Origin of the sequence: Ochrobactrum quorumnocens, from assembly GCF_002278035.1 — a bacterium.
Taxonomy (GTDB): domain Bacteria; phylum Pseudomonadota; class Alphaproteobacteria; order Rhizobiales; family Rhizobiaceae; genus Brucella; species Brucella quorumnocens.
This window is the reverse complement of record NZ_CP022605.1, coordinates 451,557-474,074: the sequence shown is the minus strand read 5'-3', so window position 1 is coordinate 474,074 and position 22,518 is coordinate 451,557. Positions and strand designations below refer to the sequence as shown.

Below are 22,518 nucleotides of genomic sequence, written 5' to 3'. Positions count from 1 at the left end.
TTAACGTGACAATACCCATGACCGGGTTTCGTTGTGATCGAGTCCGAGCTCGTTCTTGGCAGTCTCGAAGCTGTCTTCGATTGCCCAGCGATGGCCTTCAACGGAAACGAGCGTCTGGATGCCCGTCCCGGCCGGGCACCATGTGGTGAAGAATGCCAGATCGCCGTCGCTGATGTTGCGCCGGATCAGGAGGCCACGGGTCCAAAGCCCCGATTTCGTCTCGTTGTATTCGTCGGCATCGAGGTCGGCGAGTTCGCAATAGGCCCAGTCATGAAGCCGTGCGCCTTTGGTGCCTTCACCGGCGGAAAGACGCTGTCATGCTTCAGGATCGAGATCACGGGCGATCTCCAGCGCCGTGCCGGCGACCGGAGGCTTTCCCGACCAGGATCCGAAGTGATGATCGGATTTTACACCAAGAACATAGCCTTTACAGGCACGGCGCAGACAACCTTCTATTTCCCGACGCCGTACACCGCATCGCCAGCCACCCATGAAAATGGTACATCAGCTGCCAGTGCACGCTGTATCATATCGACAGCCAGCCCTGGTTTGGTAGTGAAGGCTACATCCTCAGGAACATGGGTTGCTGCAAGCCTTGCCGGATCGCCAGTCCAGCTCTTGGGCAAGTACAGCGCTCGATCGATGAAGGCATGACCGCGAACGGAGACATAGGTGGCGAACACACCGATCTGGCAGTTCGTTATCTTGCCAGCCGAACCTGTATATTGACGTGCAACACCGCACGATGTCTTGCCCTGCTTGAGGAAGCCCGTCTCATCAATGACCAGAACCGCATCCCAATGATGTTCTGCAACCAAACAGCTAGATTCGGATCAAGAGAGCTTTTATGTCCCGAATGATAAACGAACTGTAGGAACTGCGGGCTTCCAGTTTGTGAGCTTAGAAACTACTGATTGGTCCGATACCAACCTGGAGCGAAAGGTGAAAAATGGATATCTCAGTCGGTAGGCTCCTAGAATGCATACCCGATGAATGGGGACCTAAATTCCTAGGGCCCAGTGGTGGTCTTAGTCGGACACAGACCGGGCCAAATTCAATTCGATTCCAAGCGCCGTGCCACATGGCGTTAATTATGCTGACGCCTCAACCCGCTCGGGAGGTTTCTCTTAATTCAGATCGGAAGTCTCAGTTTTTGGCGCCAGTGGGCGCAATGGAACTTATTCCTGCCGGCGCTGATTTATATGCGCGTTGGAAAATGTCAAAAGAAAACGTTCTGGTAGCGCTATCGCCTGAAAAGCTTAGAGCCCTCGCAGGTTTCGAATTTGGGAACGAATATTTCGAGCTTCAATCCAAGACTCCGGGGATTGTCGATCGAAAGGCACTTGCGCTGGCGGGTCTGATACGAGATGAATTCAATATGGATTCAGCTCAAAATCCTCTGTATCTCGATTCCCTCCTAACCGTCTTCTCAACTCACGTTCTTCGAAACTATTCAGGGTTTCAAGATAAGACTTACGAGACACGTCGTGGTGGACTGGCACCGAAAACCCTCCGTGATATGCTAGAATACATCAGGGTGAATATTGCTGAACAAATGTCACTCGAACACTTGGCAGCTGTTGCCAGTCTGTCGACTAGTCACTTTTTACGCGCATTTAGACAATCAACGGGGCAAGCACCTCACCAGTATATTCTCGCCATACGTCTAGAAGCGGCGGAACACTTAATAGTCACGACAAATTATTCTTTTGGAGAGATCGCTCGTCTTACGGGATTTGCAAATCATAGTCACATGACTGCGACAATGGCGAGAGTAAAGGCGACCACACCACGAATTCTACGCCGCGATAATTCACCTTTTAAATTTAAAAAATAGCACTGATACTAGAAAACGGAGCCTTCTGAGAAAGACCAACTAAAGATTTTGGACATTACAAAGGCTTAAAATCCTGTAGTTTGGCTATAATGAGAAGAACGCGCGCCAAATGCTCCCTGTACTAAACCGACAACACCTCCGAGGGCCGACACAAAAGATACAAGACCCTCGGCCCCCCGCAAAGGAATAACGCTCGTTACCGCCACACACTTAATAAAACGGCCGGCGATTCTCCACGGTAGATTTTTCAAAGTTCTGCGGGGATTACAACTATAACGAGCCATGTATTCGGTTATATTGTGATCCCGGCTTCGCCTAAAATGGTAGGAAAATGTCAGACGCGCGTGGGGAACCGTCTCGTAAACAATGGCATCAACAGCCCATCCACTTTTTGCTCCTGCAACTTTCGCCTTAGACCACAGGTGCCAGTCTTCGCCTCCCGTAAGTCCAAGATCAGTTTCAAATCGCAAGCCGGTGTTGCGAAAAAACTCGACCCGCCCAATCCAACTACCGGTGGCAACTTTGATCAAGTGCCCCCGACCTGCATCGCATCTGCGCCTGCATTTCTGCTCTGACTTAAGTCCTCCGCGACGAATTCCTGACCATACTAATTGCTGTTCCAGTGTAAGTCGGCCTTCAACCGGCGTGGGGCGAACAGGCGATCCAACAATATCGAGATCACGACGGTCTCTGGCAGCAAGCAGATTAACAAGCCAATCACACTCAACAAATTCATCATCATCGACGAAAACCAGAAAATCAAAACGATGTTCGAGGGCATATTCCAATGCATGGTTTCGGGCCGACGATATTCCGAGAACAGTTTCATTTCGATAGATGATCTGATCGGATGGCATTGCCTCTCGGAAATCTTCGATTTCTTCCCTCAGATTTTGTTTAGGATCATTTTCGACAATAAGAAAAGAAATCCGTTCACCAAGAGGTCTGTGCATATGTCGGAATGACTTGAAAAGCTTCTGAAGCATTATAGGTCGATTGCGCGTGACAACAGAAATACAGATATGACGAACCATTAAGCTACAAGCCCCTCGGCACAGATTTGGAACAACCTTTCCACTAAATTAGAAACTTTGTTCGGATGTATTAATAAAATATTATCGCAACATCATTTTCGTATATATAATTCTCTCCATTAAAGAGGATTTATAGAAACTATAAACGCTGTGATGTCCAGTCAAGTTCGTCTTGCACAACCCATTTAGATCCCTGCAGCGTTTACCCTTCGAGCAGAAACAGAAATCAAGCTAATTATTCAGAAAATTATATAAACTTTGATCATACTTGATAGATACTTGTTTAATAATCCTACCGAATTTGAGCGGATTTCATAAATTTGGTTATATTGTAACAATGTACTGGAATAGAGAATTATGCGTTATGGATTCTCTTCGAGAGACTCATTGTAGATCATAGCTGATCGTTAGCCGGAATCGTCGTGACATTGAGCTCGTACCGCTATCAGTCTTCTGATGGGCCGTTTCAGGAACCAGACAAGGGTTCTATCGGCGCGGATCGTGACTGCCGTTTTTTCTTTGGATGCACCCCTTCTTAGCATTGGGGTTCTAAGAGCGCTCGTCCCTGCTGATTAACTCCCTCTTAGAGCGAACGGATTTGTAAATCCGGTTTCTCCAGCGGCGCTCACTATGCTCAATGACTTGATGGAGTAACCGTGTATAGTCCAGGACAAGTCCGGGGGTCCAGGTCATTGCTTCGGCTCTGCCGCGAATAACTCGCAACAACCAAAAGTGCGGATCGCTGACGATCCGAAAAAGATCGCGCCACGCCTTCCCTGTATAACCTGCCCCTTCAACCGCAGCGTCAAGGGCCTGAATGACTGTCGTGGAACAATTCCGCGCGGTAAGATTATAGGTCGTATCTTGGCTATAGATTTCCCAGAAGGCTCGTAGCGCTTGCTCATTGAACCGTCTGAAGGTGATCTTCTGATCAGGCATGCACCAAGCGGCGGCTTCCGCCTCCATCGATTCATTGAAACGGCCCGGTACGTCGTTCTCATGGCCGGCCGATAGCAGAGACCGAAAATCATCAGGATTGTGATCAATATCTTCTGCAGGATAGTGGCTGATGTATAGATCGGTTGGCATTTCCAGTGCAGAATGGCCGGTGGATATAACTCCGTTCTTATCCACCGCAGCCACATATCGATCAACGAGGAGCCGTCGCGCTGGATCCTTTACTGAGCCGATCGCAGTCCACACATAAACGTTGAGAATCTTGTGACGATCAGAAACTGTGCCATCTCCAACCGTGGAAAAGGCCTTGCCGCCCTGCCAATTGCTGGCAGCATAAAGCGGAAGCGATCTTATCGAAGCACTGTCCGGTAATTGGCGCAACGGCAAAGCCAAACGCAAAAGAGCGTAACCAGAAGTTAGCAACAGCAGTGCGAAACAAAACGGCACCGTCAACCCATGGGGGAATGGCCAAGCACAAAGTATCATTAGTGCGAGACAAATTTCAATCAGGCCTGTCGCAACGCCCGCCTTCCAGCGAGGACTGTGCACAACATAGGCCGTCCCAATACGGAACAATCCATCTAAAAGGAAAGAAGTCCCGAAGATAATTGCGGCTCCTATATTGTTGTCCCAAGGAATATTGAAAACCAGAAAAGCTGCAAAAAGGAATGCCATTCCTCGCAGGATGTCGATCCAATGTCGACGCACTCCAAGCGAAGCGGCTGCAATGATCTCAACCACGCCTTCGACTATGAGAAAAATTGCAAGTGTATCCAGGAAAACCGAAAGCTTCCCATCCGCGAGGTCGAATAGAATAACTATACCAAGGAGCATCCAACCAACGCCTGCCACCATAAGCAATCGCCACATGGGTTTTGATGCGCGCGCGCCAAGCAGGAGAAACAGGAGTCGGATCATAATACGAAAACGCTGAATGTTGGATTAGAAGTGTTTATAGTTCCGAGTTAGCATGCGGAAGGCTGCAGCAACACATAATCAATAGAAGGTGAAGTCGGCTTCTCGCATGTTCTGACTATCATGCCGGGTCACCGCTTGTCGTTGTGTCTATCCGATTTCTTCAAAGATATATACGCAAATTCACTGGGTAACATACCAGACGTTTTCGACGTGTGATCTCCTTGAACAGGAATTCCTTTCTTTGCTAAGCGTTTTGTCCGGTTGTGCTCGGATGTGAACGCAATTCTGTCCTGCGCAAACGAGCATTCGATTGAACGTTCGCATGGCTGGGGACATGTTGGTTTAGAACACCGATTGTCTTACCCAAAAGACGGCCCGCAAATAACGTGAAAGTGCAGTGCCGACAATACACGATCTGTCGGCGTGTGCCTCGCCTTGGTGGTGGCATTTGTCACAACGGTAAACGGCGAATGACATTTGCCATGGCCTGACGTTCAACGTGATGGGCCATCCTCGAAGGCTTGGGCAAAAACACAGCGAAATCAAGGCCGCCAACGGGCTGAAACCACTCAGTTCAACGTGGAAAGGACTCTCAAGATGGCGTCTCTTTGTTATCGGAGATGCAAACCAAAGCTTCATGTATCATACAAATCACTGCCGGAAGTTCAAATCGGTTAACCCTATTGTATATAGCATAAGAACAAGCAATAGCAGCCGTATATCTAAGTTTATTTTCTCGACTTGTATCGTATATATATCTTGAGCATTTCGACACATTAACTCCTTTGTCCACGATCATAATACAATTTTGGAGAAAATCGCGCGAGGGCATCGATCATCATTTATGTTCTGCAGTGTAGCGCGCAGAACGGGAAAAAAGCGAGGCACTTTACTCGAGTCGTATTAGTCCGATTTCATGTAGTTAGTGTGTTCCGGTAGCTCGAATAGTGTGACGATTTAATCAACTGTATTTCAAAAGCACTCGACCGTTTACTCCGCTTTTGCGATGAGGTTTGGCCGTAGACGGTTTGATTTGCTCGATCTCCGTTAGTCAGGCGACGTAGAACATCGGTTAGAAACACTAATAGCCTAACAGTTTCAGCAATAGCGGCGTCATTCCTTGAGAGGGAGTCCGGGATAGGCACCGTCGCATTCAATTATTGCCAGATTTTCCGATGCCCCAATAAACGGCAATTTTTGAACGTCAGACGCTCGTATGGCAGGGTAATGCGCCGCGCATAATAAGTTAGTTGCGGCACACAATGGCAAGTATCCGCTAACGAAGCGATACGGCACATCGGTGATAGACCACATCTGCGTGGCCATCGCCCAACCAGGCCCACCTTTAGGTTCGCTGGTCAGAATATAAGTTTGCAGCGTCCTGCGATGACGAAGTTGCACCCGATCCTCATAAATCGTTTATTTCTGACGATCTTGCTCTAAATGAGAAGCAGTCTGCAACTCTATTTCCTAGAAACCGAATTTATATGGTAAGAATGAATAAAGACGGTTATTTTACATAAAACTCTGGTTGTCATTTATTCATATTGTTATCGATACTAGGCAGCGCCGATGCGCACCGGACATCGTGATCAATGCTAATCGTCGCCAATGAGAAGAGCGGTGGTTTTTGGCAGATGATCAGCGACCTTGAAAAGGCCGGCCAAATGTGCCTGGCTGGCTAGATCGTATTTCAGGTGATCATTGGTTGGTGTGTGGGGTGGCGGTCAATGCCTACGTAACATCGTCCGCTACCAGTGTGATGACGGCTCTTTCGCTCGCGCACCAGATCAACTCCATTGCAGATCTACCCGGATGAACAGTTGGTGTGCTTGGTGAAAGCGTAGCGGAGATTTATGGCCGTGGATTACGGCTTGATGTTAGAAGCTTCGCGGCGACACAAGACGCTATTGATAATGGAGAAGTTGATGCGATTGTCGCAGATGCGCCAGTGCTTGAATATTTCGTGCACTCAAATTCGGGCTCTGCATTTTCGGTCTTAGGCGCGATTTTCCATCCTGACAAGTACGGTTTTGGCTTTCAGCATAATAATCCCCTCGGCCATAAGGTGACTTTGCAGGGTGTTGTCACGTTAAGCTTCTCTGGCCGGAAAGGTCAGCGGCTCGTAGATATTCAGGCGACACCGGCCGCAATTTTCCATGCATCGAAAGCTTCGAGGCGATGGTATCGAATTGTTTGTGCGGCTCGGCGGCTGGACGGAACTGAAAAGCAATTGCGGGTAGCTGAGTGCATAGAGACGAACCGTTGCAACATGCCTGGTGATCGGTGGCCTTGCATGGTTCGTTCCCGTTTTCGAAACGGCAGATGGCTATTCTCGGCCCGATTATTGAGGCCCTTGTGCGACCAATGGTCAAGGCCGGGTGTCACATCTGCCTTTGGGGCACCGTACGAGCGGAGCTTATCGGTGATGATCCGTTTGGGAGCAAAGCCATAGCGCTTCATTAACGCCACGAGCAGTCGCTTTGCCGCCCCTTTATCACGCTGCTTCTGCAAGATTTCTTCGAGAACGGTGCCGTTTTGATCCACCGCACGCCAGAACCAAAATTTCTCTCCAGCGCATTTGACGACCACTTCGTCCAGATACCAAATATCGCCGGGGCGCGCCTGACGCCGCCGCAAGTTGCGTGCGATCTGGGGTCCGAACTTGGCGATCCAACGACGAACTGTCTCGTATGACACGTCGATCCCACGCTCAAGCAGCATTTCCTCAACTTCACGCAGACTAAGGTTGAACCGCAGATAAAGCCACACCGCATGAGCAACGATCTGTGGCGGAAAACGGTGACGCTTGAAGCTGATATCTGATGTCTGCATCGCCAAAATTTACACCAACCCGTCAGGCAGGCAAATGCAGCCCAGTTAACGTGACAATACCGAAAAAGCTATTTACGCCAGACGAAGCTAACGCGTTTTTTAAATACTTAATTCAGGACGACCGCGCGCAAAGCCCTTCTTTTTCCGATACCCGCATTGCTATAGATTCTTATGGTGGCGCTATCAATAACAAATGCGATACAAACAATGGCTTTGATCCCTAAAAAACAATACGTCGACACCACAGCGAAACTCTATTCTGAAGCTTCGGTATCAGACCTACTGGAGCGAGCAAAGTGATGACAAAGTCCATACCGAATGGATGCGCGAGCTGTTCTACGCTGTTCACGCAAAGGACGGTGTAAACGGAACGCCATATCCAGACGTTAGCAGTCGTTATGAAGGTTGTTATATCAACTATCCAGACGTCGACATGATCAAGGGGCAACAGCCAAACGCACCAAAATACAACTGGATGGAACTCTATTATCCAGGAATCTACAAGGACCTGATCAAGGCGAAGGGGCTTTGGGACCCTAACAACATATTCCACCATCAAATGTCAATTCCTCTACCAGAATTACCAAAATCAGACTGAGGAGAATATTGCGTGGCCCAAATATATATCCAATATAAAACCTATTGGTTTTGGTTCTTCTGATTCATCCGTTACCTCCGTTTTAATAGGGGACGACGGAAAAATCTCAGCAACGAATGGTCAACCGCCGGCAGGTGCAACTGTAGTTGATGGCAAAGGAGCCTATCTATCGCCTGGTTGGACGGACCTGCACGCCCATGTTTGGTACGGAGGTACTGATCTGGGCGTAATGATGAACCAGGCGGGAGCTGCAAGAGGAGTGACAACGGTCGTTGACGCTGGATCTGCCGGAGAAGCCAATTTTCACGGCTTCCGGGAGTTTATCTGGAAACCCAATCAACAACAGAACCAGATTGTCTTCGCATTACTCAATCTTGGATCGCCAGGGCTTGTTGCTTCGAAACACGTTACTGAATTGATTGATGCTCGCTCAATCGACCCAGACCGTATGGTCGAAGTTATTCAGAATAACAAGGACGTCATTGTCGGCATCAAATTGCGGGCGAGCGGTGTCATCCTTAACTCTTGGGGAGTGACGCCGGTCAAGGACGCGAAAAAGATCAGTAGGATAGTTGGCCTTCCTCTCATGTGTCACGTTGGTGAAGCGCCGCCAACCGTTGATGAAGTGGCTGATCTGCTGGAGAAGGGCGACATCATCACTCACACGTATAACGGCAAAGTCGGCGGATCATTAAAAGAAGACCCGCATTTGCTGAAGGCTTTACAGGAAGCAGCCGCTCGTGGAGTCTACCTGGATATCGGCCATGGCGCTGCATCCTTCTCCTTCGATGTATTCAAGTTCGCGTTGGACAAAGGGTTAAAGCCATATTCGATATCCACCGATATACATGCCCGCAATGTGAATGGGGCAGTACGGGATATGGCGACGACAATGTCAAAGATGCTGAATCTTGGCATGACCCTGCAAGATGTTGTTGTGGGCTCCACGCTAGCGCCGCTAAGAGCAATCGGGCAGAAGTCGGACGATTTTCTCAAAGTCGGCAGCGTTGCCAACTTGACTGTCTTCGATTTGGTTGATGGTAATGAGGTGGTTACGGATTCGACCGGCTCAAGTTTAACGCTGAAAAAAATATTCGAACCACGTTGGGCGGTGATGGGAGCCCGAGCGGTACCGTCCGCCCGTCACAAGCCACCCGCGAGTAGCAATCGGTTATTCACCTTGTCTGACATGGAATGCTGCTAGTCAGCATCTCTTGCAAAAAGAAAGCCGTCCGCTATTGGACGGCTTTTCCTGTACTGACATCGGTTCGGGTACAATGGTTGTCGAGCCACATCTCCTTCGGGGCAAGGCTTTTTGATATTTGATCTACTAAATCGATATCTTGTGGGCTGTTGCTATCAGCTCGTCCTCTAGTTCCGATTTACGGCTTGAAGGTATATCTAAGGGAAGCACGAAACAAATCGTTGCTTCAATGTTTCCAGAGGCATCTGTCACGGGTGCTGCTATGCATTGTGAGAAACTGTTAATCAGTCCAACGGTCGTGAAAGTACTCATCGATTTAGCAGAGTGACATTCAGTCACAAATGAGTCAGGATCGATAGCCCTCTGATTTGGGAGGATGTAATCATTGGCTTCAAACAGCTCTTTAATCTCGCGTTCTGACCAGGATGAAAGCAGCACCCGACCTGAGGCTGTCCATGGCAGAGGAATTTCCGATCCAGCCTCTGAACTGATCCGTAGCGGACGCGATCCGAGTGCTGTATGAACAATCAGCTGGCGGTTGTTGTGGCGAACGCAAAGCTCGCATGTTTCCCCTGTCTGTTCCGCGAGCCTATCGACGGCGTTTTTGCCCCGCTCAAGTGTGCTATTCTCCCGAAGGTAGCTAGAGCCATAGATGTACATGAGCTTGCCGAAGCTAACTCTATTATCGTCGCCATTCACCTCAAGAATGCCTGCCTCAGCGAGAATTCCAACCAAACTATAAATAGTTGAGCGAGGCGCGTCGATGCCTTTAGGGATTTCCGCGAGTCTAACTGGCCGGCGCATACTGTGTAAGTATGAAAACAGTTTAATGACCCTGTCTAGGCCGCGCTCCCGAGGAGCTTGAGCCTGTCTTGTCTTAGGTTTGGTCGGTTTAACTTCAGGATCCACTTAGTTCAAATCTCCAGCTGTATGATGGCCTTGCCAAACTTGGCCATATGGCCTATCGTATCAAATATAAGATAAATGTCTTATATACAAGACTACATAAGTAGCTTTCGAGGGCGAATGATATATCATTGGAGGACATAATGGGCGATATTTCGCAGCGACGTAATTTTCTAAAACTTGGACTTGGTGGCGTTGCGGTCGGAACGGCATTGGGTGCAACCCTTGCGAGCGGCGAAGAGGCTGCCGCGCAAGCAAGTAGTGACAGTGTTTTGCGAACGGTTATCGATCGCGGGCACTTAATCATCGGCACCGGTAGCACCAATGCTCCTTGGCATTTTGAGAATGATAAAGGCGAACTCGTAGGCATGGATATCACGATGGGCCGAATTCTTGCGAAAGGGCTTTTCGATGATGAAACCAAGGTTGAGTTTGTAAAGCAGGACGCACAGCAACGTATCCCGAACATTATGACAGGTAAGGTCGATGCGACGATCCAGTTCATGACCATTTCGCCGCAACGTGCGCAGCTCATAAATTACTCGCGCCCTTATTATGTAGAGGGCGTGGCGTTGTTAACGAAGCCGGATTCAGCGTTAAAGACCTTTGATCAGCTTCTATCCAATGGAAACTCCACCCGGGTCTCTATTCTCCAGAATGTGGATGCGGAGCAAACGGTACACGCCGCACTGCCGGACGCGCAGGTCATGCAGATCGACACGCAGGCTAACGTTCTTCAGGCTTTGGAAGCGAAGCGCGTTGACGCAGCAGCGGTAGATCTATCGACTGTTCGCTGGCTGGCCTCCAAGAACCCGGATAAATATTTCGACGCAGGCAAGCAATGGAACAGCATGCTTTATGGTGCCGCAGTTCGTCAGAGCGATCTCGACTGGCTTACTTTCGTCAATGCCACATTCACTGTCGCGATGTTCGGGCATCAAACCGCTCTCTATGATGCTGGGTTCAAAGAGTTTTTTGGGCTGGATGCTCCAGCACGAAAGCCCGGTTTCCCGATGATCTGATACCATAAAGCGCCGTGGGAAGACCCGTGGCGCTTCTGCGGTTCGCGTAATGAGCGAGACAGTATTGTGAACTATCATCTCAATTTTAATTTGATTTGGCGACATTTCGAACGCTTGTGGGAAGGACTTGTTCTAAGTCTAGAACTTGCGGTGGTGTCTATTGCGATTGGCTCGGTCATCGGACTTGGTCTGGCCATCTGGTACGTTTCAGGGGGCAGGACCGTCCGCACTGCAATATCAGCATACGTCGAATTCATTCGTAACGTTCCTCTTATTCTACTGGTCTATCTGGTATTTTATGGCCTGCCCACAGTTGTTAACATCGCATACAGCCCAACAATCTCGTTCGTTATCACCCTGTCGCTTTATTCAGGAGCGTATCTCGTCGAGGTTTTCCGCTCCGGGCTTGAAGCTGTTCCACGCGGGCATATTGATGCAGGCAAAGCGATCGGACTCACGCCGATACAGCGGTTGCTCTACGTCCGCCTTCCTACGATGACACGCATAACGCTGCCTGCTTTATCAAATACCTTTATTTCACTGTTCAAGGACACATCAGTTGCGTCAGTAATCTCAGTACCGGAACTTGCCTACGGCGCCCAGTGGATCAACTTTAATACATTTCGGATTGTTGAGGTCTACCTGGTTGTTACGGCGATGTATCTCGTAACAGGGTACACAATTTTGTTCGGTCTGCGCGCCCTTGAGCGAAGATTTAAGGTGGAACGTTAGTATGGCCACAATATTTTACGCTCTTCCATTTCTTGGAAAGGGCCTCCTGATTACGCTCTGGGTTTCTTTACTGGTTGTCGCATTTTCGCTTGCATTGGGTTTGGTTTTGGGTGTCGGCATCGTCTACGGCCCAAAACCTGTGCGATGGGTGGTGCGCCTGTTTAGCGATTGCGTTCGGGGCATACCGATACTGGTGCTCATCTTTGCAGTGTATTACGGCCTGCCTCCGCTGGGGCTCGATCTTAATGCTTTCTGGGCCGGCGTGTTGGCTCTCACGCTATTCAAAACTGCTCAAGTTATTGAGTACGTGCGTGGTGCTATCGGATCTATACCGAAAGGCCAGATGGAGGCGGGCAAAGCGATCGGCCTGACGTTTCCTCAACGGCTCGCCTACGTCATTTTTCCTCAAGCGCTTCGTCGATTTCTGCCGCCTTGGATCAACGGTGTTACCGACGCCGTCAAGGGGAGCGCCCTCATTTCGTTGCTCGGGGTGGTCGACCTGATGCAGTCCATCAACGAGGTAATAGGGCGTACTTACGAGGCAATGCCGCTCTATATCCTTGGAGCATTCATGTATTTCGCGATCAATTTCAGTCTGTCTTCACTCAGTAAGGCAGTTGAGCGTCGCTATTCGTTCATCCGGGATTAGGAACATGGTCGAAACATCGGACAAATCACTTCTTCAAATTAGAAGCCTTGGGAAATCATTTGGATCAGTAAATGTGCTGAATTCTGTCGATCTTAACGTGAGAAAAGGTGAGGTCGTCTCCGTGATCGGCCCCTCCGGGAGTGGAAAGACCACGCTCTTACGATGTGTCAATTTCTTGGAAAGCTACGAAAAAGGCTCTATCCAGATCGACGGGCAGGAAGTTGGCTTCCGCGATGGGAATAATCGCCAAAGACGAACTGAAACGGATCTAGCACGCATCCGCGCAGAGACCGGTATGGTGTTTCAGAGCTTTAATTTATTTCCACATCTGACGGCTGTGCAGAACGTTATGCTCGGCCTTATCAAAGTGCGTGGTATGTCGAAGAACGATGCTCGTGCTAAAGCAGAGCATTGGTTAAAGCGGGTGGGATTGGGACATAGAATCGATAACTTGCCTGGCGAATTGTCCGGAGGGCAACAACAACGTGTTGGGATAGCACGAGCGGTCGCAATGGATCCGAAGATCCTTCTACTTGATGAAATTACTTCGGCACTCGATCCCCAACTTGTAAATGAAGTGCTTGACGTGGTTCATCAGCTTGCTGAGGAAGGCATGACTATGTTGATGGTCACCCATGAAATTGCATTCGCCCGCGATGCGAGTGACCGGATTGTCTTTATGGCAGAAGGCGTAGTCGCTGCCGAAGGCCCGCCGAGTGATTTGCCCTCGATGATGGCAGATAGCGAGCGGCTCCGAAACTTCCTCGCGCGCTTTAATGCAAAGCCCCTGTTCTAGAGCGGAGACAATCGATGACGGCTGCAGTTCGGTTGAAGAATCTCGGTATCGAGCTTTCTTCACCTCAGACCCCTATCGGCAATTTTTCTAACTTCGGCACAACAGGAAATCTCATTTTTATCTCAGGACAGGGGCCCGTTGATGCTCATGGGCAACTGCAAAAAGGGAAAGTCGGGTCTAACGTCGATGTTGAAACGGCTTATGAGCATGCGCGGTTAGTCGCGATTAATCTTCTTTCGGTACTCCAGTTTTCGATCGGAAGCCTCGATCGTGTGAAAAGAGTGGTCAAAATCGTTGGATTTGTGAACGCAGTTTCTGACTTCGAAAGGCACCCGGAAGTAATCAACGGATGTTCAGATCTGCTCGTGGAAATTCTGGGAGAACGTGGTGTCCATGCGCGCTCGTCGATTGGGGTTGGATCGCTTCCGAATAATATTACCGTGGAAATAGAAGCAATTATCGAAATTTACGAGGGTGAGGGTGTCCATGACTGAACTGGATCTGAGAAATATGCGCTCCAATTTGCCAATCAGGGAAAGACTGGGCCTTCGTCCAATCATCAACGTATCCGGTACCATGACAGCTCTCGGCGCTTCGATCGTTGTTCCAGAGGCAATCCGGGCAATGCAGGAGATTGCGCCAGAATTTGTGGAGATGGATGATCTTCAACGAAAAGCGAGTGCCATCATAGCCAGATCGACCGGGGGAGAGGCTGGTTTCATCACTGCGTGCTGCGCGAGTGGGATGGCATTGGCAATAGCTGGTGCGATAACTGGTGATGACCTGCTCGCTGTTGAGGCATTACCGGATAATGGCCGTTTGAAAAAGACCGAAGTCATCGTTCAACAAGGTCATCTAGTCAGTTTTGGCGGAAACGTCGAACAATTGATACGGATGAGCGGGGGAAAAGTCATCCAAGCTGGTACCGTCAGCAGTACGCATGATTATCATATAGCCAACGCGATAAATGAACATACAGCAGCGGCGCTATATGTAATTTCTCATCACACGGTTCAGTACGGGATGATCCCGCTGCCGCAGTTCGCTGAAATTTGCCGTCAACGAGGCATCCCAGTTATTGTCGATGCAGCCTCCGAGTATGACTTCAAAACTTTCCTTGAGCAGGGTGCCGACATCGTCATTTATAGTGGTCACAAATTCCTCGGTGGACCGACCTCTGGAATTGTGACCGGCCGTAAAGACCTCGTGCGCAGCGCTTATCTTCAAAATCGGGGTATCGGTCGGTTGATGAAAGTGGGCAAGGAGAGCATAGCGGGAGTGATGGCCGCTTTGGAGGCCTGGGAACAGCGGGATCATCGTACTATTCGCAACACTGAACGTGAAGCGCTTGAATTGTGGCGCTCTAAACTCAACCACATCAACGGCGTAAATTCAGTTATTGTGCCCGACCCAACCGACAACCCACTGGATCGTTTGGAAATCTCCATAAAACCAGAGTCTGGCTTCACCGCCGCTGGATTGGCTAGGGCGCTAGCGGAGCTGGACCCGCCAATTGTCGTTCGCGGACATGAAGTAGAAAGGGGGCATTTCTATCTTGATCCTTGCAATCTGCACCCCGGTGAGGCGGAGATTGTTGCTGAATCAATCAGTCGTCTTCTGGAGAATAAAGCGCGCCCCGATTTCGCAATGATGCAGGTGTCTAAGCGGACTACTAGCGTACTCAATTGGCCCGACTGACACCAACAATTTGCCGGTTTTGTTAATTAGTGGCATCGCCACCTGATTTTTGTGAGGTAGTGGGCGTGTTCTTGACTCTTACTCAAAATCAATGACATACCAACAAAGCTGCCCCGGTTACCGAAGGCTGCGGATGGTATCTACGTTGCAAGTTTGCTGTCGTCCTCCGCCTCTGGCCTATCGTAACAGTTCGCAGGGCAATTTTTGCTTTTCTTCAGGTAGGTTGAAACAATGGCACTTGGGAGGCCGATAGGCTTGATCAATTGCCAATATTATTGAGAATACGACTACACCGCGCAGTTACTTCGTTCCGAATTTCGGCGAGCATTACGTGACCTCCTGCTGGCATTGCTTCAACACGTTCAACTGCGGTCTTAAGCTGATCAACCACCGTTGATGCTAGCCGTACCACACGTTGTAACGCTGAACGTTGTGATAACCCACATTTTTCCGCTTCTCGCTTCCAGTGTCGCCCTGCAAGATCATCGCCACGTCGTTTATCTGCCACATCAAGCGCTAGATTCTCGGTGATGCCATCCCAAACTTTTGCACACATAACATCGTAGATGGGTGCAAGTTTGACACGATCGCCTTCAATCAAAAGTGAATAGTTTTTTAAATGGGCGTCCGTGTTACAACATAGCACGTTAAATACCATGGCATCCCAAAGCTGATATACATCGGCTCCGCCGCCAACTGCTCTCAGTCTATCAACTATCTTTGCAAAACTACCTTTTGGACCGTTCGATTGATTATGTTGGTACTTTGCGGAAGGGGGGAGGCCAAGGGCCTGACAAAAATCCTCCTGGTGCAATCTCCGCAGGTGACCACTAGTTGCCAAACGGTCGTAGCGTTCTACCAATAGATAATGCCGCTTACCCGCCTTACCTGTAGTCACGGCGGGCGCGTTCAAACCGACCAAACCAGCCAACGTTAAACACAGAGCTTCATTATGTACGCCGCCCCATAACCGTTCACTGTCGGGCTTTAAAATATGGCTTGAAGCTGTTCCGTTTAGGGGAACAGCTATACTTCCTGCATCCGTAATGCGAACAGCAAGTTTTGTTTGCACGCCAGCTAGAGACATGGAAACACCATCCTCACCCGCCAGAAATGGCTTGCGAGGCAGTTCATTGATAATCCGCTCCAAAGCCTCTTCGGATTCTATTTCCCTTGCTTCAAGTTCTGTTGATCCCCGTTCTGCAAACGATATTGCTCCCGAGGTGTCTCTTCCTAATCGTCCTAACAGCGCCAGTATATCGGTATGTGGTACATCCAATATTCGTGCAATCATACGGATTGCTTCATGATCTTCGGGCAACAGGTTGATTAACCATGGCGCGAGATGAGACCAATCCCATGGCTCCGCTCTAAGGGGCATAGTTGTTGAGAGTGGAAATGCACCTTCAAGATTCAACCAACTATCCTGATATAAAAATCGGGGCGGGATATCATTCTGCTCTATGATTTCGCCTACTAAGTAATTCTCGTAGTATAGTTGCATCATCTTACCCCATTGAATGGAGGGAGATTTAACCCAGACCCTATTTTCTTCTCGGACAACATCCTGCTAATCTGCAAACCAAGTGTCTCTGCGGCGGCTAGAGCAGGCCCAAGATAACTTGTCCCCTTTCCTCGCTCAAGCTCACTGATAAAACGCCGATTGCTTCCTATCATGTCTGCGAGTTCTTCCTGAGTGTAACCCAAGGTTTTTCTACGGTTCCGTATTGCAGCACCGAACTCTTTAGACAAGCGTTCTTCAGCGGTGGAAAGCTTCATAGTTGTCTCCAAATGATACCGTATTGTATCATATTCTGCCTGAGGAGGCAAGATGATACAACTGCGTATCAAACTTAAATGCCGCTACACTATGTTACTGTACGGTATCATTATTAGATCAATCTAGATGAAGACAACTCCCGGCTGAACTGGACTTGTCGCTGTTTGATTCCGCCTCCTTAAATAGACTATTGGTCATTAAGGAGAAGATTTATGGCAGCCTTACATACTGACGATTTCAGACGTGAAGCAGTTCGCATTGCCCTCACAAGCGGGCTTACTCGCCGCCAGGTAGCAACCGATTTAGGCGTTGGTCTTTCTACTCTATCCAAATGGATACAGCGCTCTCGCCCCGCGGATATGCCTCCAGCTAACGATATCGATTTGGCGAAAGAAAATGAACGCTTGCGTAAAGAGAACCGCCTACTTTTGGAGGAGAGGGAGGTATTAAAAAAGGCAACCGTGTTCTTTGCGAACCAAAGCAAGTGAGGTTTGCTTTCGTGGAAGAACACCATACTCAGTTTTCAGTCCACCGGCTGTGCCAAATTATGGACGTTACATCACGCGGTTATCGTGCCTGGCGCAGACGGCCATTAAGCAAGCGGCAAAGACAGGATATGGTGCTTCTCGCGCATATTCGAGAGCAATATCATCTTAGCCTTAAATCTTATGGTCGTCCCCGCATGACGCAAGAACTACAGGATATTGGATTATCTGTCGGGCACCGCCGCGTTGGGCGTTTGATGCGCCAAAACAACATTTATGCGGTTAGAACCCGCAAGCATAAGGTGACAACTGACAGCAACCATACTTTTAATATAGCACCGAACTTGCTGGATCAGGATTTCTCAGCTGACAAACCTAATCAGAAATGGGCGGGTGATATCAGTTACTTATGGATACGCGAAGGATGGCTATATCTGGCTGCCATAATCGATCTTCATTCACGGCGCGTTGTGGGTTGGGCTGTCAGCTGGTCTATCGGAACGAAACCAGATGCGGAATTGGTTAACACGATGCTCGATGCCGCAATAGAAACTGTCACAGGTAAAAATGAGCGGTCAATAGTGCATTCTGATCGGGGTGCACACTATCGCTGGCCGGGTTGGCTATTGAGGATCAGTGATGCGAAGCTGGTGTGCTCAATGTCCCGCAAGGCGTGCTCCCCAGATAACGCAGCATGCGAAGGTTTTTTTTGGAAGATTGAAAACAGAGCTCTTTTATCCCAGCGATTGGAAGAACACCACGCTCGAGCAGTTTATCAAAGAAGTTGATGGCTACATTCGGTGGTACAATGAGAAGCGGATCAAGATATCACTTGGCGCTCGAAGCCCAATCGAATATCGAAACAGTCTTGGCATTGTGACGTAAAACCAGTCCAAGTTTTTATCCGCACCCCCACTCCATCAGTTCTCAGCGTCAATCAACAGCGCTAGGCATATAAGGAGCGAACATGACCTTACGTATTCACCAGAAGTTCTAGCCGTCTGAGGCGGGGCATGTATTACTCCGACAGAGTTCCAACTAAGGCGCGAAATCGAGGTCCTGAGACGACAGACGGCAGGATTGCTGTCGGACAGGAGATCAGCCACACCGCCCGAAAGGAGGTAAAACGGCAACTGCCGCCGGGTGGCACCAATCTAACACGGAAGACAAGAGGCTTGTTTCGTGATGCGATACGCGCTACATATAAGTAATGATAATCAGCTTCCGTCACAAAGGCCTTAAGCGCCTATATGAAACAGGTTCGACCCGTGGCGTGCAGGCGGCACACGCGCCGAAACTGAAGCGCATTTTGGCGGTGCTGGATGCCGCGATCAAGCCGGGAGAGCTAGACCATCCGGGCTACCGGCTTCATCCACTTCATGGCGATCTAGAAGGACATTGGTCAGTGTGGGTCAACGGTAACTGGCGGGTCACGTTTCGTTTCATTGGGGCCGACGCGGAACTAGTCGATTACAAAGACTATCATTGAAGGATAATGAACATGATGAAAAACCATCCCCATCCCGGTGAACTACTGCGCGAAGACGTGTTGATGCCGTTGGGTCTAGAAGTCACTGAAGCCGCTCATCGGCTCGGAATAGCACGAACTACGCTGTCGCGAATTATCAATGGCCATGCCGGGATTAGCCCTGATCTGGCGATCAGGCTAGAGCAGGCAGGTGTAAGCACTGCTCGCTTTTGGATGAACTTGCAGGCCAATTACGAGTTGTCGAAGGCTCAGGAGCGCGACCGGCCAGTAGTGCAGAGATTGCAACCGGCTGCATAGACAGGCACCGTAACCTTAACCTGTGCGCAGATGCGTGCTGAAGTATGACGTAGTGATTGCGCAGATTACAGGCCAGCGATATCGCGCCAGATAGTATTGGCGGTTTGGCGTAATTCTCGGTGAATGGCAGAGGTGAAGCGGTCGCGGGGAAAATGGTGAAGGTTGTAGATCGGGTCGTGAATGGATGCGAAACGCTGCAAGTGTTGTGCTGACTTGAAGCGCTTCATGCCGCGCTCTCGCCGTCTTATCGGTTGATGTGAATTCTCGGCCCGATTGTTCAAGCCTTTATGCAGGCGATGATCACAGGTTGATGCTGCTCAGCACGGTGAAAGTGTGACTATCACTAAACATGGGAAGCCTGCAGCCGTCATCGTGCCGCTTGCTTTGGCCGAAAAATGGATGTCGAAGAAGCAAAATTTTGCCGATTTCCTGATGTCTTTCCCAGGCGAAGGCGTTGAATTCGAGAGGAATACGTCAGCAGGTAGAGACTTCAAGTTTTGAGCATGCCAGAAATCAAGTTGAATGGGTATCTGCTGGATACGTCAGTAATATCAGCATTTGCGCCTGGTCGGCCGTCGTTGTCACTGGAACTGGCTTCGTGGTTCAAAGACAACGCAGATGACCTTTATCTGTCTTCGATGACGGTGCAGGAAATCCAAAAGGGAGCGTCCAAGCTAGTACTTGTGAGCCGGGGTGAGTCCAGGCGGGCGTCGGATCTGCTTGAGTGGCTGGAAAAGCTGCTTACCGATTTCGGCGATAAAGTGCTTCCTATAGATCCTCATGTTGCTCACGTTGCAGGTGTCATGGAAGCCGAGGCGACTTCCATTGGGCGCAATTCTGGACTTGCTGAGGTCCTTATTGCTACCACGGCGAAAGCTCACGATCTGAAGCTGTTGACGGTGAACTTGAAGCATTTTCTCCCGCTGGATGTGGTTTGTCGGAATCCGTTGAGTGAAGATCGTTAAATTTGCCGTGAGACGAATTCCATGTCTCCACGGTGTAACCCTTCGAGACCATCAACTCGAGTTCGACGATCTTGACCCTAAATTTGGCTTCCAATGTTTCCCTGCATTTTACCCACTTGGGCAGGTCGGTATAAAAAAGCTGTAGAATTTGGCGCTGTCGTTGGCCGTCCGAGGTCAGCTCATTCAATGTATCACGGACTTCGGGAATATCGGTGATGGCATCTTCAAATGGCTCTGTTGATGGCATGGATGCCTCCCCCCTTCGGCATCGTAATGTGCCAATGTGATGGGCGTTGAAGACATCACAAAAAGAGAGAGCATCCATGTCAGAAGTTACCATCATTGGAATTGACTTGGCAAAGCGCGTCTTCCAATGCCACGGCGCAGGCTCAAATGGGTCAGATTTTGCCTTTTGTTGCCGGGCAGCCAAAGTGCATTGTTGCGATGGAAGCCTGTGCGACCGCCCATGGCTGAGGTCGCGAGTTTGAGAAGCTGGGGCATGAAGTGCGGCTGATCCCACCTGTCTATGTGAAGCCGTTCTTCAAGTAATGGTCACCTGACCATCAGTTCACGTAGGGCTTCATCAATTGTGGTGCGATCAACTTTACATCATGTCCGAACCCTGTCAGCACCCGCGCCCAGTGATGCGAAGCGGCGCAGGCTTCGATCACAATCACGGTCGGTGGGCATTTCGCGAAGAAATCCACCATCTCCTTACGGCGCATCTTCTTGCGCAGGATCGGTTGCTCGGCGGCGTTCACACCATGCAATTGAAAGACATGCTTTGACGTATCCATGCCAATACGGATAATCTGATCCACGGACGGCTCCTTCGCTTGAGATCGTTAACAACTCACTCTGGCACATTTCAATGCCGTTCGAGGACCGTCCATCCCAACATTTATCGCCATGGCGCGGCGTGCGACGACGGATATTACTGGCATAGGCCTGTCCGAATTTCTCAGCCCATTCGTAAACTGTCTTATGTGTGACGAAGATCCCGCGATAAGCTAACATATCTTCGATCATGCGAAAGCTCAGTGGAAAGCGGAAATATAACCACACCGCCTCTGCATTAATCTCAGATGGATAACGATGGCCACGATAAAGCGAAGAACGAGGTTCGGTCATCACCAGTTATCGCCACTGATGCGTACGCTTAGGTAAAAGTAACAGTGCCCCTCAACTCATCTGCCTGATGGAGCAGAACACAAGGTGAATGTATAGAAGTAATATTTTATTTTGTTCACTGTGTGAAATTCAAAGATCGCGGGGAACGATCAGCTCCGTCGAAATCATTTCGGGTAGGTCGGTTGTTTGAACGGGTTCGTCTAGAAGCTCAAATGCACGCTCGATCATTGTCTGGACATTCTGACGGATCATCACAACCGGGAAGTGGAGAACTTCAATGAAGGGATCCCAATCGAAACACCCGATGGAACACTCTCGAACCTCATCAACCGGAAGCGTTTTGAGAAAGCTGACGACGCCCTCAAAAGGGCTTGTCGAATTAACGAATAGTGCCTCAGGTAGTCCGTTCAATTTGTTGTAAATATCACGGATCGTTCTTGCAGCGATATCGGGACTGTACCCATTCGTCATGATGGCGTCAGCGTGAACCGGAAGGTTCAGTGCAGCCAGCTCATCTTGGTAGCCCCGTACCCGCGCACGTGTGTTGTGGTCGCTGTCCACCCCGCCGATGAAGTAGAAACGGTTTTCTTTCCCACGTGACCTACGTCTGGCCATTTGTTGCGTGAGCTGACGGGCGCCATCATAATTGTCGCTGATGACGGATGCGCCGTGTTTGCCCGGGAGATCTACATTGATGTGTTTCAGGTGAGCCGTTTCACAAAGCTTGGCGACACTGTCCGGGTCAGTTGCGCCAGCGATCAACAATGCGTCGATATTATGGGCGATCAATGTTTCCACGGTACTGCGTTCCTGTTGTGGGTCGCGCAATGTGCTGGCCACGACGGGGACAAGATTGCGTGAGCGCGCCACCGTTTCAAACGAAGCTGCCATAGAACTGAAATAGCGATTGTCCAGCATCGGCAAGATCATGCCGATCAGGCCGGAATTTGATATGCGCAGTCCGCGTGCCTGAAGATTGATTGTATATCCAAGTTCACCCGCTATACCCTGGACTTTATCGGCTGTTGCCTTAGTAATCCTTCGATTCTTCCAAGATCCATTCATAACGGAAGCAACGGTCGAGGCTGATACACCAGCTCTCTCCGATATATCATAGATGGTTACTTTCCGAGGATTATTCATTAAGTGCGCTTATCCGTATGAACTGGGCCCCGATCTTAGCGG

The 22,518-nt window shown here is 49.6% G+C and carries 21 protein-coding genes and 7 pseudogenes; 17 read left to right on the top strand and 11 right to left on the bottom strand.

The window, feature by feature from the left end:
- Nucleotides 1-15: 15 nt before the first annotated feature.
- A pseudogene (locus tag CES85_RS24360) lies at nt 16-797 on the bottom strand (IS701 family transposase); the annotation flags it as partial.
- 374 nt (nt 798-1,171) lie between these two features.
- Here CES85_RS24360 and CES85_RS24355 point away from each other — a divergent pair.
- A complete protein-coding gene (locus CES85_RS24355; protein ID WP_157743503.1) occupies nt 1,172-1,837 on the top strand; it encodes a helix-turn-helix domain-containing protein in 666 nt (221 codons plus the stop codon).
- Nucleotides 1,838-1,902: 65 nt separating this feature from the next.
- On the opposite strand, the gene CES85_RS24350 is transcribed toward CES85_RS24355, so the two are convergent.
- The 3 genes from CES85_RS24350 to CES85_RS24340 form a co-directional block, all read right to left on the bottom strand.
- Nucleotides 1,903-2,871 carry a glycosyltransferase family 2 protein gene (locus tag CES85_RS24350; protein WP_095448391.1) on the bottom strand — a complete coding sequence of 323 codons (969 nt, stop codon included), beginning with the start codon at nt 2,869-2,871 and terminating at the stop codon, nt 1,903-1,905.
- A 549-nt stretch (nt 2,872-3,420) separates the two neighbouring features.
- Nucleotides 3,421-4,662: an HdeD family acid-resistance protein gene (locus CES85_RS24345; protein ID WP_244923375.1), complete on the bottom strand. Its 1,242-nt coding sequence runs from the start codon at nt 4,660-4,662 to the stop codon at nt 3,421-3,423.
- A gap of 2,217 nt (nt 4,663-6,879) precedes the next feature.
- Entirely contained in the window at nt 6,880-7,581 is a 702-nt protein-coding gene (locus tag CES85_RS24340; protein WP_095448389.1) for an IS6 family transposase, read from the bottom strand.
- On the opposite strand from CES85_RS24340, the gene CES85_RS24335 reads away from it, so the two are divergent.
- From CES85_RS24335 to CES85_RS24325, 3 genes are all read left to right on the top strand, one after another.
- Nucleotides 7,572-7,805: a hypothetical protein gene (locus CES85_RS24335; RefSeq protein WP_095448388.1), complete on the top strand. Its 234-nt coding sequence runs from the start codon at nt 7,572-7,574 to the stop codon at nt 7,803-7,805. The two genes, CES85_RS24340 and CES85_RS24335, sit on opposite strands and share 10 nt — an antisense overlap.
- Before the next feature lie 98 nt (nt 7,806-7,903).
- Nucleotides 7,904-8,179: a BBE domain-containing protein gene (locus CES85_RS28265; protein ID WP_095448387.1), complete on the top strand. Its 276-nt coding sequence runs from the start codon at nt 7,904-7,906 to the stop codon at nt 8,177-8,179.
- Nucleotides 8,136-9,383, top strand: a complete 1,248-nt coding sequence (locus CES85_RS24325) for an amidohydrolase/deacetylase family metallohydrolase (RefSeq protein WP_342352150.1) — start codon at nt 8,136-8,138, stop codon at nt 9,381-9,383. Before CES85_RS28265 ends, CES85_RS24325 begins: the two co-directional genes overlap by 44 nt.
- A 126-nt stretch (nt 9,384-9,509) precedes the next feature.
- On the opposite strand, the gene CES85_RS24320 is transcribed toward CES85_RS24325, so the two are convergent.
- Entirely contained in the window at nt 9,510-10,292 is a 783-nt protein-coding gene (locus CES85_RS24320; protein ID WP_095448385.1) for an IclR family transcriptional regulator, read from the bottom strand.
- 140 nt (nt 10,293-10,432) lie between these two features.
- Here CES85_RS24320 and CES85_RS24315 point away from each other — a divergent pair, with 140 nt between their 5' ends.
- The 6 genes from CES85_RS24315 (at nt 10,433) to CES85_RS24290 (ending at nt 15,186) form a co-directional block, all read left to right on the top strand.
- Nucleotides 10,433-11,311, top strand: a complete 879-nt coding sequence (locus tag CES85_RS24315; RefSeq protein ID WP_095448384.1) for a transporter substrate-binding domain-containing protein — start codon at nt 10,433-10,435, stop codon at nt 11,309-11,311.
- A gap of 66 nt (nt 11,312-11,377) precedes the next feature.
- Complete coding sequence (locus CES85_RS24310; RefSeq protein WP_095448383.1) at nt 11,378-12,043, top strand: amino acid ABC transporter permease; 666 nt, start codon at nt 11,378-11,380, stop codon at nt 12,041-12,043.
- Nucleotide 12,044: 1 nt separating this feature from the next.
- Nucleotides 12,045-12,692: an amino acid ABC transporter permease gene (locus CES85_RS24305; protein ID WP_095448382.1), complete on the top strand. Its 648-nt coding sequence runs from the start codon at nt 12,045-12,047 to the stop codon at nt 12,690-12,692.
- A 4-nt stretch (nt 12,693-12,696) separates the two neighbouring features.
- Nucleotides 12,697-13,488, top strand: coding sequence for an amino acid ABC transporter ATP-binding protein (locus CES85_RS24300; protein WP_095448381.1), 792 nt, complete (start codon nt 12,697-12,699; stop codon nt 13,486-13,488).
- Between the two features lie 14 nt (nt 13,489-13,502).
- Nucleotides 13,503-13,982, top strand: coding sequence for a RidA family protein (locus tag CES85_RS24295; protein WP_095448380.1), 480 nt, complete (start codon nt 13,503-13,505; stop codon nt 13,980-13,982).
- A complete protein-coding gene (locus CES85_RS24290) occupies nt 13,975-15,186 on the top strand; it encodes an aminotransferase class V-fold PLP-dependent enzyme (protein WP_244923374.1) in 1,212 nt (403 codons plus the stop codon). Before CES85_RS24295 ends, CES85_RS24290 begins: the two co-directional genes overlap by 8 nt.
- Before the next feature lie 259 nt (nt 15,187-15,445).
- Here CES85_RS24290 and CES85_RS24285 read toward each other — a convergent pair whose 3' ends face one another.
- Both CES85_RS24285 and CES85_RS24280 read right to left on the bottom strand, forming a co-directional pair.
- Nucleotides 15,446-16,690 carry a type II toxin-antitoxin system HipA family toxin gene (locus CES85_RS24285; protein WP_244923388.1) on the bottom strand — a complete coding sequence of 415 codons (1,245 nt, stop codon included), beginning with the start codon at nt 16,688-16,690 and terminating at the stop codon, nt 15,446-15,448.
- The gene (locus CES85_RS24280; protein ID WP_095448378.1) at nt 16,690-16,965 is read right to left on the bottom strand and encodes a helix-turn-helix domain-containing protein; all 276 of its coding nucleotides are present in this window, start codon (nt 16,963-16,965) and stop codon (nt 16,690-16,692) included. Before CES85_RS24280 ends, CES85_RS24285 begins: the two co-directional genes overlap by 1 nt.
- A gap of 213 nt (nt 16,966-17,178) precedes the next feature.
- On the opposite strand from CES85_RS24280, the gene CES85_RS27970 reads away from it, so the two are divergent.
- The 4 genes and pseudogenes from CES85_RS27970 to CES85_RS24265 all read left to right on the top strand — a co-directional run bounded on the left by CES85_RS27970 (nt 17,179) and on the right by CES85_RS24265 (nt 19,237).
- A complete protein-coding gene (locus CES85_RS27970; protein WP_244923373.1) occupies nt 17,179-17,454 on the top strand; it encodes a transposase in 276 nt (91 codons plus the stop codon).
- Nucleotides 17,451-18,336, top strand: a pseudogene (locus CES85_RS24275) (IS3 family transposase). The gene CES85_RS27970 and the pseudogene CES85_RS24275 overlap by 4 nt, the downstream one beginning before the upstream one ends.
- A 325-nt stretch (nt 18,337-18,661) precedes the next feature.
- On the top strand, nt 18,662-18,940 hold the full coding sequence (locus CES85_RS24270) for a type II toxin-antitoxin system RelE/ParE family toxin (protein WP_095448377.1): 279 nt from the start codon (nt 18,662-18,664) through the stop codon (nt 18,938-18,940).
- 12 nt (nt 18,941-18,952) lie between these two features.
- Nucleotides 18,953-19,237: a HigA family addiction module antitoxin gene (locus CES85_RS24265; RefSeq protein ID WP_095448376.1), complete on the top strand. Its 285-nt coding sequence runs from the start codon at nt 18,953-18,955 to the stop codon at nt 19,235-19,237.
- 65 nt (nt 19,238-19,302) lie between these two features.
- On the opposite strand, the pseudogene CES85_RS24260 reads toward CES85_RS24265, so the two are convergent.
- Nucleotides 19,303-19,539 (bottom strand): annotated as a pseudogene (locus CES85_RS24260) (DDE-type integrase/transposase/recombinase); the annotation flags it as partial.
- Between the two features lie 4 nt (nt 19,540-19,543).
- Between CES85_RS24260 and CES85_RS24255 the strand changes: the two are divergent.
- The 3 genes and pseudogenes from CES85_RS24255 to CES85_RS27965 form a co-directional block, all read left to right on the top strand.
- A pseudogene (locus CES85_RS24255) lies at nt 19,544-19,738 on the top strand (type II toxin-antitoxin system prevent-host-death family antitoxin); the annotation flags it as partial.
- A gap of 2 nt (nt 19,739-19,740) precedes the next feature.
- Nucleotides 19,741-20,202 carry a type II toxin-antitoxin system VapC family toxin gene (locus CES85_RS24250; protein WP_095448374.1) on the top strand — a complete coding sequence of 154 codons (462 nt, stop codon included), beginning with the start codon at nt 19,741-19,743 and terminating at the stop codon, nt 20,200-20,202.
- 323 nt (nt 20,203-20,525) lie between these two features.
- A pseudogene (locus CES85_RS27965) lies at nt 20,526-20,748 on the top strand (IS110 family transposase); the annotation flags it as partial.
- A 23-nt stretch (nt 20,749-20,771) separates the two neighbouring features.
- Here CES85_RS27965 and CES85_RS24240 read toward each other — a convergent pair.
- From CES85_RS24240 to CES85_RS24230, 3 genes and pseudogenes are all read right to left on the bottom strand, one after another.
- Nucleotides 20,772-21,023: pseudogene (locus tag CES85_RS24240) on the bottom strand (IS110 family transposase); the annotation flags it as partial.
- Between the two features lie 79 nt (nt 21,024-21,102).
- A pseudogene (locus CES85_RS27960) lies at nt 21,103-21,333 on the bottom strand (IS6 family transposase); the annotation flags it as partial.
- Nucleotides 21,334-21,462: 129 nt separating this feature from the next.
- A complete protein-coding gene (locus CES85_RS24230; protein ID WP_095448373.1) occupies nt 21,463-22,476 on the bottom strand; it encodes a LacI family DNA-binding transcriptional regulator in 1,014 nt (337 codons plus the stop codon).
- Between the last annotated feature and the right edge of the window lie 42 nt (nt 22,477-22,518).

What these genes read in the sequence shown, in the direction of transcription:
- CES85_RS24355 (WP_157743503.1), top strand. Translation starts at nt 1,172, where the DNA reads ATGGAACTTATTCCTGCCGGCGCTGATTTATATGCGCGTTGGAAAATG.
- CES85_RS24350 (WP_095448391.1), bottom strand. Translation starts at nt 2,871, where the DNA reads ATGGTTCGTCATATCTGTATTTCTGTTGTCACGCGCAATCGACCTATA.
- CES85_RS24345 (WP_244923375.1), bottom strand. Translation starts at nt 4,662, where the DNA reads ATGCTCCTTGGTATAGTTATTCTATTCGACCTCGCGGATGGGAAGCTT.
- CES85_RS24335 (WP_095448388.1), top strand. Translation starts at nt 7,572, where the DNA reads ATGTCTGCATCGCCAAAATTTACACCAACCCGTCAGGCAGGCAAATGC.
- CES85_RS24340 (WP_095448389.1), bottom strand. Translation starts at nt 7,581, where the DNA reads ATGCAGACATCAGATATCAGCTTCAAGCGTCACCGTTTTCCGCCACAG.
- CES85_RS28265 (WP_095448387.1), top strand. Translation starts at nt 7,904, where the DNA reads ATGCGCGAGCTGTTCTACGCTGTTCACGCAAAGGACGGTGTAAACGGA.
- CES85_RS24315 (WP_095448384.1), top strand. Translation starts at nt 10,433, where the DNA reads ATGGGCGATATTTCGCAGCGACGTAATTTTCTAAAACTTGGACTTGGT.
- CES85_RS24305 (WP_095448382.1), top strand. Translation starts at nt 12,045, where the DNA reads ATGGCCACAATATTTTACGCTCTTCCATTTCTTGGAAAGGGCCTCCTG.
- CES85_RS24300 (WP_095448381.1), top strand. Translation starts at nt 12,697, where the DNA reads ATGGTCGAAACATCGGACAAATCACTTCTTCAAATTAGAAGCCTTGGG.
- CES85_RS24295 (WP_095448380.1), top strand. Translation starts at nt 13,503, where the DNA reads ATGACGGCTGCAGTTCGGTTGAAGAATCTCGGTATCGAGCTTTCTTCA.
- CES85_RS24290 (WP_244923374.1), top strand. Translation starts at nt 13,975, where the DNA reads ATGACTGAACTGGATCTGAGAAATATGCGCTCCAATTTGCCAATCAGG.
- CES85_RS24285 (WP_244923388.1), bottom strand. Translation starts at nt 16,690, where the DNA reads ATGCAACTATACTACGAGAATTACTTAGTAGGCGAAATCATAGAGCAG.
- CES85_RS24280 (WP_095448378.1), bottom strand. Translation starts at nt 16,965, where the DNA reads ATGAAGCTTTCCACCGCTGAAGAACGCTTGTCTAAAGAGTTCGGTGCT.
- CES85_RS27970 (WP_244923373.1), top strand. Translation starts at nt 17,179, where the DNA reads ATGGCAGCCTTACATACTGACGATTTCAGACGTGAAGCAGTTCGCATT.
- CES85_RS24270 (WP_095448377.1), top strand. Translation starts at nt 18,662, where the DNA reads ATGATAATCAGCTTCCGTCACAAAGGCCTTAAGCGCCTATATGAAACA.
- CES85_RS24265 (WP_095448376.1), top strand. Translation starts at nt 18,953, where the DNA reads ATGATGAAAAACCATCCCCATCCCGGTGAACTACTGCGCGAAGACGTG.
- CES85_RS24250 (WP_095448374.1), top strand. Translation starts at nt 19,741, where the DNA reads ATGCCAGAAATCAAGTTGAATGGGTATCTGCTGGATACGTCAGTAATA.
- CES85_RS24230 (WP_095448373.1), bottom strand. Translation starts at nt 22,476, where the DNA reads ATGAATAATCCTCGGAAAGTAACCATCTATGATATATCGGAGAGAGCT.